Below are 7,693 nucleotides of genomic sequence, written 5' to 3' on the forward strand. Positions count from 1 at the left end.
AGGCCCTGTCGAAAAACGCCGAGCCGGGCGCTGCCGAAAAGGCCGCCGCAAGCAGCAAGACGCTGGCGACAAGCGTCGCGGCACTTTCAAAAGCGGCCGGCGCAACTGCGGGTCCCGTTGTACAGGCCGCGCCCGATCTCGTCGCAGGGTTTGTTCGTCTTGGCGCCGATGCCGCGCTGTCGGGAAGGATGCGCTCGGTCATGATCCAGACTGACCCGCATATCCGTCAGGCGGTCAGTCTGCTCAAGGCTGATTTTGAAGTGCTGGCGAAAACTCCACAAGCGAATACCAGCGGGCTGACGATGGCTAGGACCGATCTTCTGCGGGACCTGAGGGCTGACCGCCGCAACAGTTCGACGGCTCTCGTTGCCGACTACCGGGAAGTGATCTCGCGCGAGCGGGATGCCAAGGCGGTGGCTGCCGCCTTCGATCAAATGCCCGATGCGCTGCAGAAGCTCGCTGACGCCCACCATGCACTTGTTACGTCGACCGACAGCGACCGTGCGTTGGCCGATTTCTTCGCGGCATCGGATTCGATCGTCGCCGCGCTCTCAGTCCTGAAAACCAATTAAGGAGTTGTCGAGATGAATCTCTCTGAAGCAGAGGCTGCGTTGCAGAAGGTCCGGGAGGCCTTGGCCGCTGCCTGGGCCAACGAACAAAGTCCGGCACGGCGCTCCAGGCTTCGTGCAGTCATCCTGAAAACTGACCGCGAGATGGCAAGCGTCACCGAACGCATGCTCGTGAACAATGCTGCCCAATACGTCCCGCTCCAGAACAACTTTCAGACGGCGGTCAAGGACCTGAATTGGATACGCAATCAAGTCGAAAGCTTCGCCGTCTCCGCCGGCCAGGCCGCGCAGATCGTGGCATGGGTCGCGTCAATTCTCCCGCTTCTTTGACGACCTGCGCGCACAGTTCAGACAAACAGCGCCGAACAGCAAGGGGATCAGCAATGTCATTGACCACAGCCGAAATGCGCAAGGCATGGAAAAGCTACGAAGCCGCGCCTTCGAAGATGGAGCACACCTCGTTCGGAGGGGTCTCGTGTCTGGTGGCGCCGGAAAGCAAGGAAACATGGCAGGCCCTTGACGCTATCCTGGCGGCCCATGGCTACCAGGTGCGCGCCGGTGATACAGGAACATACGCCGACCGCGACATCGCAGGCACGTCGTTGAAGAGCCTGCATGCCTATGGCGTCGCGCTCGATCTCAACTGGGACACCAACCCGGTCAACTATAAGCCCAAGAGCCCGGTTCGCTTCTCAGCCAAGGCGACGCAAGCCGAACGCGCCCAGGATGTGCGCAGCGGCGTCGCCGACACCGACATGACCCGACAGATGATCGACGACATCCTGGCGATCCGCACGAATGCGGGGATACGTCCTCTCGAATGGGGAAACTGGAAGACGAAGATCGACACCATGCACTTCGAGATCGACGCTTCCCCGGCCGATCTCGCGGCTGGCATCAACTGGGCAACTGTCCGCAAGGATGGTGTTGTGCAGCCGGCCGTGGGGCTGGTCGAGATGGCAGGCGCTTCCATCGAGCCTCCACCGGTGGTCTGGACCGACGCCTTCCTGCGAGCGCACGCCCTCATCGAAAAATGGGAAGGCACTTTCTCCGACAATCCAAACGACCCGGGGGGCGCCACCAACTTCGGCATTACTCAAGCGACGCTCGCTGCCTGGCGTGGGCACCCGGTCAGTGTCGATGACGTCCGCAACCTCACACGCGACGAAGCACGGCGGATCTTCTATGCCCGTTATTGGCGCCCGATGCGGCTAGATGACCTCCCCTACCCCGCTGCGCTCATGACCTATAATTGTTGTGTCAATTCCGGACTTCAGCGCGGCGGCATCTTCCTTCAGCGCGCCCTCAACCGACAGGGCGCGGGACTGATCGAAGACGGCTCCGTCGGCGCGAGGACCATCTCAGCGGCCGACACGGCAGCGCAGGTCAGGCTCGTTGCGGACTTTTCAGCGCTCTATGGCGATTTCTACCGTGGCCTTTCTACCTGGCCGGTCTTCGGCAAGGGCTGGATGAGCCGACTGAATGAAGTCACCGCCGCCGCCAAGGCTGCTGCCGGCGCCGCCGTCGCGCCCCTGTCTTTGTCAGGCAGTTTCGATATTGCCGGTCCTGCCGCCGCAAGCACGCCTACGAGCCCAACCATCGTGACAAAGGAAGAACCTCCCATGACTGCGATCGACGTCGCCCTCGGCGGCAAATATCTCCTAGGAAAGAAGACGCTCATCGCTGGCGCCGCGTTCGCCGCGCTCATGGTGCTGCACAAGACGTCGCTCCTTACGATCGACGACAAGACATACGACATGGTCGTGCAACTTATCGCAACATATGGCGGGCTTTCGGCATTGTCCAAGGTCGAGCGCACAAATACCGCGAATGACGTGGGATGATGTCACTGCCGGCGGACCTGTGAAAGGGACTCACCGTGCTCGAGTCCCTATCACAGAATTGGAAATAACGAAGGTGGACTGATAAACGCTATGTGACCGATTTTTCGATTGCCTTGCGGGCATCGATCAAGCCGGCGCCAAATGCCTGGGCCCGTGTCAGGTCTTTCCCATTTATGTGATCAGGCGTCAGATCTCCTGTGTCGGAGTCGCCCAGATCCTCCGGACTAAGATGAGGAAGCTTTTTGATCCTCGCGGTCTGCCTCAGCAGATCCTTGACGGCGGGGCCGTCGAAGCGGGCGTTTTCGTCCCGGGCAGCCTTCTTCTTGGTGCGCTGAATGAGTGCCACCATCCCGGCCGTGATCGCCGAGGCGGCAGACGTACCCCCGAACTGAGTGAAGCTGCCTGAGAACTGCGTATCGGATTGATCGTTGCTGTTGTTGCCGCTTGCCTCGAACCCGTACGGTCCGGGAATATCGATCGCCAGGATCGCCGGCGCGGCAAAGAGATTGGACTTGGGGTCAAGCTGGCGGGGCGCACTGACTTCAGGATCGGCATGAAAGCCGTTCTGACGCAACGTCGCGACATACGGATAATCCGGATAGGTCCGGTCCGTCGTGTCGAGACGGTACTGGTCGGCGTTGAACATTTCACCGTCATCGCTGGGCGCGCAGGCGGTAAGATCGTCATCATAGGAACTGTATGACGATCGTATGCCCCGGTAATTCATCGCTCCCACTGCAATGACGCCGTTTGGACCCCAGGCACTTCCGGCCAGGGCTGCCGGCGCGATCAGCCGGCTTTCGGCCTCGTTTCCGGCTGCGCAGACGATCGGGATTTTCCGCGACACTGCCAGGATGACTTCGCGAAGAATGCGCCAGTATGGCTTGCAATTTCGGCTCGTGTCGAGAAGGTCGTCCGGCAGCCCACGGGGAAACAGGATGGCATCCGCCCCCTGCGCCCAAGCATAGAGGAAAGCCAGGATCAGCGGCTCCGGCCTGGGCGCGAACGACGTTGTCACCGGTATTAGCCTGCTGAAAGGGTCCACGCCGAAATAAAGGATTGGCGATGGCGCCGGGTCATCGTGACCCATCGCGGCGAGTTCCTGTGTGCCGGTCGGTTTCGGGGCTGGTGTCCTGCCAATGACCAATCCGGCGCACGAGGTTCCGTGTGAGGAAAAGTTCAGATTTGCTGTTTGCGGCGCGCCTGTATCGAAGGGTGTGCAATCCTTATTGTGCTCGAGAAACTTCTCCAGCTTCTTGATGAGGTGGTCATCGAGGGAGAGGTCCAGATCTTTGAGCTTTTCTGGGAGCTTGCTGAAAGGGCCCGACGCGGCACCGGCTGCCCTTTTTACGACGGAGATCGGCATCCCGGTAAGATCGAGCGGATCGTCTATCCTCCCCTTCAGATACCCGTGAGCGACATCAACGCCGGTGTCTATAAGCGCGACTCTTGCTGGCGGGGATCCCTTGAGGGGATCGTCCTCCCAAACGAGACGTAAAACCCCGGAGTCGGAGTAGAGAACACCTATTGCCTGCAGATGCCAAAAAGCCCGATAGGACTTGGCCGTCGTCGGCTTTGTGGCGCCGCCTGCGCCTTCGAGTGCTTGTGTCATGACAGATCCTCCCCTCAATTCCATTCGGACTGCGCTTCGCGCATCAACTCGGTGCAGGCGTCGACAAGAAACGGCAGGAATCTCTCGGCGAGAAGTTTTCCGGCGGCTGTATCGCTTTCATAGTGCAGTCCAGCCCATTCACGGTTCTCGGCGAGGCGCGCGGCAACGCGGTGCAATTCCTCGGTCGCGGGGTGCTGCGGAAAGAAACGTTCAAACACCAGCGCTAGCGACGTGCATTGAAAGGCGTGATTGGACGGGTAGGAAGAGTGCGGCGGCACCGGCAACATTGGTCGTAGGGTGGGGTCGATCATGCTTGGCCGGGTGCGGCCGTACATGTCCTTATATTGCAGCCCGACATATTCGCACAGTTGCAGTATCGTCGAAAAAAGCGATTCCGTCGCTTCAAAGCCCGCGACATTCTCGATGCACAATGGCCTCGTGAAGTCGGAAAGATCGAGCGTATCTTGACGTTCGATCTCTTCGCGACGATTCCTCCGCTCGTCGACCTGATCCTGCTTCGCTAAAAGATTGGCGATTTCGTCTCGGGTCTGATCGGGACCGGGCGGCATCGGCAATCCGAGGCCCTGCCAAAGATAATATCCAGCCAGTTCATCGGTTTCGACTGCACGGTTTTTAGCGTCATGTAACCTCTTGAGTTCCCGGTAAGGGGATAGCCCGAACGCCAGCTGGCCGATTTCGATATCTCCGGCCGCCTTGTTTTTGTTCTTGTTTTTATTCTTGTTCTTATTCTTGTTCTTATTTTTGTTTTTGTTCTTGTTGAGAACCACCGACCCTGTTGCACCGTGCCCAGACGATGGTCGCGCTTGCTCGTCAAAAACAAAGACTTCGCCAGCGCGAACCCGGAGCTCGTACATGGCCTGGGCCAAGCTTTTTTCTTCATCAGTCATGCAGCAATCTCCCTTACCCCTGCCTTCTTCAAACCCCTGAGAAAGTATCGGCCCGCTTGCGTATCGAGACCCGGATATCGCGCATCGCGCAGTGCTTCGAGCGAAAAGGAAGGTTCCACGGCCAGCAGACGATGGTGCATACCGGCTGCCTTTTCGCGCAATCCGCTGTGTCCATAGCTTGAGGTCAGGTAGCGAAGCACCGAATTGAAATCCGGCCGCACGTCGAGCACCGCTTCACCATGACGGATGGCAAGGTCGTGGCGGCCCAGCATGCTTGCGGTAATCAGGCATGAAGTGTCGAAGTAGTAGCGGTACAGGCTTTGAGCGCCGAGATGGCGCGCGAACAAAGCGCATTGCAGTCCTGGCTGCGGTCGCCCGATATAGGCGTGCAGCACGGAATACAGGTCCCACGCGAGGGCCCGCCCGGGATTGATCCGGATCGCCTGCTCGAAGAGTTCGGCGGCCCGCACATAGTTGCCGAAAAGGTAGCTGTGGACGTGGCCGGCCAAGGCCAAGACAACGGAGTTGGCCGGGTCGCGCTCGAGCGCACGCGCTACAAGGTCCCTTGCCTCCTCATGCAGGGCGCTGTCGTGTCGGACAAATCGTTGGCCGACCCGGAAGGTGACGAGAAACGCCAGCCAGGCAGAAGCCAGGGCGCCATGGCGCGTGGGGATCAATCGCCTCAGGTCTTTTTCCGCTCGCGCCAGGTCGGCTACGCCAAGCTCGAACATGTCCTGGACGGCGGCGCGCAATGTGTCGGCACCATCCTCTCCCAACTTGCGCAGACGGGCCGTATTCTCCTTCTCCAGCCAAATCCGGTCGATGCACTGCGAAAGGCCTGCCGCCAGATCGGCGTCACGTTCGCGATGGATCGCCGAGGTCGCAGCATCGAACACGCGGCGCCAAATGGTCTGCTCTTCCGCCAGATCAACGAGGGCGATGGCTACTCTCGCGCTGTCGCGAACACGGCGGACCGAGCACCGCAGGCAGAGCGAGTACATCGCGTCGACGTCGCGCTTCGCCAGCAGGCTGATGCTGTCTGAGCGCCGGTCGAGAATATCATGAAACCCGTCCTCGACCAGACCAGTGACGATTCGGTCCACGATGACGTTGGCGAGGGCTTCTTCCTCTCGGTCAAAACCGCTCACCATGACAGGGTCTATACGCAATCCAAATCGAGGCGGCGGGCGAGCGTCAGCGGCCACAATGGCGGCAGGAGCTTTTCCCGGCGTCTCCGACTTTTCCCAGTGACGACGTTCGAGCGTCAACCACTCTTCGAACTCCGGGTCGCCGATATCGATGCCCTCCAGAAAATCCTGCCCGGCGGCATCGTCGTTTGATCTGTCTTCAAAGACGCATTTCTCCAGATCGATTGCCACAACGAAATTGTCGATCGTCAGCATACCAGCGCATGCGGGCGACAAGGACTTACGGATTTCCTTCAACGACTGTCTAAGGCTTGTCTGGCCCAGCGATCTGGGCTTTTCGCTCCAGAGGTGGTCAATCAGCCAGCTACGCGAGCGCCGCCCGCCTTCGGCGACCAGAACCATGGCAAGGATCGCACACGCCTTCTGGGTCGCAGGGGTCAAGTCCTGTCCATCTGGCCCACGAAGCTGCATTGGCCCCAAAAGTCTGACCCGCAACATGGGTCCACCCCGACCGCCCAAATTACCATTCGCATAATAAACACACTTCTAATGTAGAGAATACTTTTATTTGCTTGCACGGGACATTTTCTAGCGATAGGCCTGCGGCACATGTAGCTGAGAACGCTGGATCGGTTCAATATTTCACAATTCTGTGACGTGGTTGATCGGCGTGGGGCCAATGGAAAGACTTGACGGCTGGCGGTTGCGGAACGGCCGAGCGACTTTAGGGCCACCCACGCCGGCTGGGCGCGTTGGTTGCACATCGGGAGTTTGGGCGATATGAGCAGACTGGTTTTCAAAGTGGGAGCAAGACGATGTCCGAAGAGGGCAATAATCTCATCGAGCTTACCGCGGATATCGTTTCCGCATATGTCCAGAAGAACCCGGTGCCAGTGTCGGGGTTGCCCGATTTGATTGCTAGCGTGAATTCGGCATTGTCTAATATTGGTCAGGCCACCCCCGCAGAAGCACCTGCTCCAAAACCGGCGGTCAATCCCAAGAGGTCCGTGTTTCCGGACTACATCATCAGTCTTGAAGACGGCCAGAAATACAAGTCACTCAAGCGCCACCTTGCGACCAGACACGGCATGACGCCTGATGAATACCGAGCGAAGTGGGGCCTAGCGAAGGACTATCCCATGGTTGCCCCCAGCTATTCGGCCACCCGATCAGAGCTTGCGAAATCGTTGGGCCTTGGTAGGAAGGCCGCTCCGGTCAAGAAGCCAACTTCGAAGCGTAAGGGGAAAGCCTAACCTGTATTCTGACGGACCGATCGCAGAGGCTGAAGGCAGGGTGACCAGGTTCAAGCCTGCCCTCCTTGGCACGTCCCGCGCTACGCATGGTCTGCCGATTGCCGTCGCGGTTTTTCCGAAGCGGCGGCGGCCCGCAAACCTTCCTTTCTAGCCTTGGCAAACGCTCGGTCGCCCTCCAAGAAACCGGCCAGCATGAATGGAATGAGCTCAGCCACGGTCTCAGACTCACCATAGGTCTGACGATAAAGAGCCGCATAGTCGCTCAGGGCCTGGTTGAGGTCAGCGCTAACCGTGATGGTGATCTTTGAAGGCGTCCGATCTGGAAGTTTTCCAAGTTTCAGGTTTGCCATGAGCTACTC

General features: G+C 59.2%; 8 protein-coding genes. 4 read left to right on the forward strand and 4 right to left on the reverse strand.

The annotated features are described in order from the left end of the window. The 3 genes from EOA27_RS40660 to EOA27_RS13720 form a co-directional block, all read left to right on the forward strand. Nucleotides 1–572: hypothetical protein (locus EOA27_RS40660; RefSeq protein WP_189562021.1), on the forward strand; the 572-nt coding region annotated here is incomplete at its 5' end. 12 nt (nt 573–584) lie between these two features. After that, the gene (locus EOA27_RS13715; RefSeq protein ID WP_127256468.1) at nt 585–899 is read left to right on the forward strand and encodes a hypothetical protein; all 315 of its coding nucleotides are present in this window, start codon (nt 585–587) and stop codon (nt 897–899) included. Continuing rightward, entirely contained in the window at nt 869–2,413 is a 1,545-nt protein-coding gene (locus EOA27_RS13720) for a glycosyl hydrolase 108 family protein (RefSeq protein ID WP_127256471.1), read from the forward strand. Before EOA27_RS13715 ends, EOA27_RS13720 begins: the two co-directional genes overlap by 31 nt. 88 nt (nt 2,414–2,501) lie before the next feature. Here EOA27_RS13720 and EOA27_RS13725 read toward each other — a convergent pair whose 3' ends face one another. From EOA27_RS13725 to EOA27_RS13740, 3 genes are read right to left on the reverse strand one after another with little or no spacing between them, the layout of a single operon-like run. Further along, nucleotides 2,502–4,025, reverse strand: a complete 1,524-nt coding sequence (locus EOA27_RS13725; RefSeq protein WP_189562023.1) for a S8 family serine peptidase — start codon at nt 4,023–4,025, stop codon at nt 2,502–2,504. Between the two features lie 14 nt (nt 4,026–4,039). After that, a complete protein-coding gene (locus EOA27_RS13730; RefSeq protein WP_245491088.1) occupies nt 4,040–4,933 on the reverse strand; it encodes a phospholipid phosphatase in 894 nt (297 codons plus the stop codon). Beyond that, the gene (locus EOA27_RS13740) at nt 4,930–6,522 is read right to left on the reverse strand and encodes an SARP family transcriptional regulator (protein WP_127256482.1); all 1,593 of its coding nucleotides are present in this window, start codon (nt 6,520–6,522) and stop codon (nt 4,930–4,932) included. The genes EOA27_RS13730 and EOA27_RS13740 overlap by 4 nt, the downstream gene beginning before the upstream one ends. Before the next feature lie 374 nt (nt 6,523–6,896). Between EOA27_RS13740 and EOA27_RS13745 the strand changes: the two genes are divergently transcribed. Then, complete coding sequence (locus EOA27_RS13745; RefSeq protein WP_127256485.1) at nt 6,897–7,334, forward strand: MucR family transcriptional regulator; 438 nt, start codon at nt 6,897–6,899, stop codon at nt 7,332–7,334. Nucleotides 7,335–7,414: 80 nt separating this feature from the next. On the opposite strand, the gene EOA27_RS13750 is transcribed toward EOA27_RS13745, so the two are convergent. Further along, nucleotides 7,415–7,684: a DUF2274 domain-containing protein gene (locus tag EOA27_RS13750; protein WP_127256488.1), complete on the reverse strand. Its 270-nt coding sequence runs from the start codon at nt 7,682–7,684 to the stop codon at nt 7,415–7,417. Nucleotides 7,685–7,693 lie beyond the last annotated feature (9 nt).

It is taken from the genome of Mesorhizobium sp. M2A.F.Ca.ET.037.01.1.1 (assembly GCF_003998075.1).
In the GTDB taxonomy this organism is placed as follows: Bacteria; Pseudomonadota; Alphaproteobacteria; order Rhizobiales; family Rhizobiaceae; genus Mesorhizobium.

What these genes read in the sequence shown, in the direction of transcription:
- EOA27_RS13715 (WP_127256468.1), top strand. Translation starts at nt 585, where the DNA reads ATGAATCTCTCTGAAGCAGAGGCTGCGTTGCAGAAGGTCCGGGAGGCC.
- EOA27_RS13720 (WP_127256471.1), top strand. Translation starts at nt 869, where the DNA reads ATGGGTCGCGTCAATTCTCCCGCTTCTTTGACGACCTGCGCGCACAGT.
- EOA27_RS13725 (WP_189562023.1), bottom strand. Translation starts at nt 4,025, where the DNA reads ATGACACAAGCACTCGAAGGCGCAGGCGGCGCCACAAAGCCGACGACG.
- EOA27_RS13730 (WP_245491088.1), bottom strand. Translation starts at nt 4,933, where the DNA reads ATGACTGATGAAGAAAAAAGCTTGGCCCAGGCCATGTACGAGCTCCGG.
- EOA27_RS13745 (WP_127256485.1), top strand. Translation starts at nt 6,897, where the DNA reads ATGTCCGAAGAGGGCAATAATCTCATCGAGCTTACCGCGGATATCGTT.
- EOA27_RS13750 (WP_127256488.1), bottom strand. Translation starts at nt 7,684, where the DNA reads ATGGCAAACCTGAAACTTGGAAAACTTCCAGATCGGACGCCTTCAAAG.